The following is a 1692-nucleotide window of genomic DNA, read 5'->3' as shown; positions in this document are numbered from 1 at the left end:
GGGGCAGGGCGGGGCTTGAGCAGCGGCAGAGTGAAGCACCGCGAGTTCGAGGCCGCGAGGACGAGCGAACGCGCAGGAGGGCAGTGGCGGGGCGTGGCGTGGCGGGCGCTCATGCAGATCCCGGTCAGGAAGCGCCACGATCAGCTCCGGCCGTCCAGCCCTGCGACGAAGGCGGCCAGGGGCCTCGCCCCCCTCGCCGGTTTTCAGGCGAGGCTGGGGGGCTCGCCTGAAAACCGGCGGGACGGCGGGAGCCTATCCCTGATGGAGGAAACTCCGCACGTCAGAAGCCACCCTCGACATCTGCTCACCCGCTTCAAGGGTTGTGGTCACCAAGCACTGCCACGCATCCTCAGCAAAGATCCCAGAGCGCAGACCCCAACTCAGCTGAACGTGGCCACCGGAATGGAAGGTCGCCGTCAGGACCAGCCGATTCGTCACCCATGACCTCTCCCCTTCCCAGCCTCGGAAGTCTCTCGCCAGGCCGTCCAGGAACTCGGTCAGGTCCCCGGCGCGACCCCAAACGGAGACACTCACCGAGTCGAGCCGTGCCCGCAGGCCGTCCCCCACGACCTCCACCGCGAACGCGATCTCGTGCTCGTCCACGCGGGCCCAATCGAAGAGCCGGACGTACGTCGCCGACGTCGCCGGACTACGAACGACGAGCTCGGGCCACTCAGCGGAAACCTCAAAAAGACTCACGTGCCGAACCATAGAACTCATGCGCCCCCGATCGCCGAGGCGGGTGCAGGCCCCGGCACCCCCTGAATCCACTCAAGCCTTTGGAGCCGCTTCCTCGGCCGACGAGAACCTTGGATCTGCGGGCGCGGCCATCCCGGCCCGGTGGTCCCGGTGGCGCGGGGTCCAGGCAAGGTCACGGGCCGCCTTCGCGTTGGACACCCGCAGCGTGGTGTCCAACATCAGGTCGCCCAGGTACGGCACCGCCGCGCGCAGCGCCCAGCCCGGCAGCCGCAGTCCCGGCCGACCCCGCCGGGCCGCCGCCGCGACCTCCCCGAACCGGGCCGGCCGGTCGTCGACGATGTTGTACGCCTCGCCCGCCCGGCCGTGTTCCAGCGCGGCAAGGGTGCCGGCCACGGCGTCGTCGACGTGGATCCACGACATCACCCCGCCGCCGCCGACCGGCACCGGCATCGGCCGGCTGCCCGGCGACGGGTCGAACCAGGTGCCCGGCCCGTAGAACAGCCCGTACCTCAGCGCCGTCCCGGCCACGTGATCCGCCGAGAACAGCCGTTCCTCCGCCTCCACCAGGCCGGTGACCACGTGGTCGGCGACCGTGCCGCGGTAGACCCCGAACGGGTCCTCCTCGGTGATGAGCCGCTCCCCGTGGTCCCGGTACCCGTAGCCCAGCACCAGGGATTGGGTGAGGAACCGGCGGGCCCCCAGCTCCCCCGCCGCCTCCAGCAGGTTCGCCGATCCCCTCGAACGCAGCACATTGGTCGGATTGTCCGCCGTGAGCTTGCGCGACGGCGCCTTCATCGCGGTCAGCTGGTGGATCACCGCATCGGCCTCCAGCCCGTGCACGGCCTTCAGCAACCCGTCCCGGTCCAGCGCGTCCGCTCGCACCGGCTCCGCCCCGAGCGCGCGCACCGCCGCCGCCGACCCCTCGGACCGAGCCACCGCCAGGACCTCGTACCCCGCCCCGACCAGCGCCCGGGTCAGCGGCCCCCCGACGAC

General features: G+C 71.5%; 2 protein-coding genes. Both read right to left on the bottom strand.

The window, feature by feature from the left end; genetic code table 11:
* Positions 1 to 252: 252 nt before the first annotated feature.
* On the bottom strand, positions 253 to 699 hold the full coding sequence (locus tag HYE82_RS36355) for a DUF6228 family protein (RefSeq protein WP_309144573.1): 447 nt from the start codon (positions 697 to 699) through the stop codon (positions 253 to 255).
* A gap of 72 nt (positions 700 to 771) precedes the next feature.
* On the bottom strand, positions 772 to 1692 hold a 921-nt coding region (locus HYE82_RS36350; protein ID WP_218783454.1), incomplete at its 5' end, for an NAD(P)-dependent oxidoreductase.

The sequence above is a fragment of the Streptomyces sp. BR123 genome (assembly GCF_013401435.1).
Classification (GTDB): Bacteria; Actinomycetota; Actinomycetes; order Streptomycetales; family Streptomycetaceae; genus Streptomyces.
This window is presented reverse-complemented; position numbering and strand designations above follow the sequence as displayed.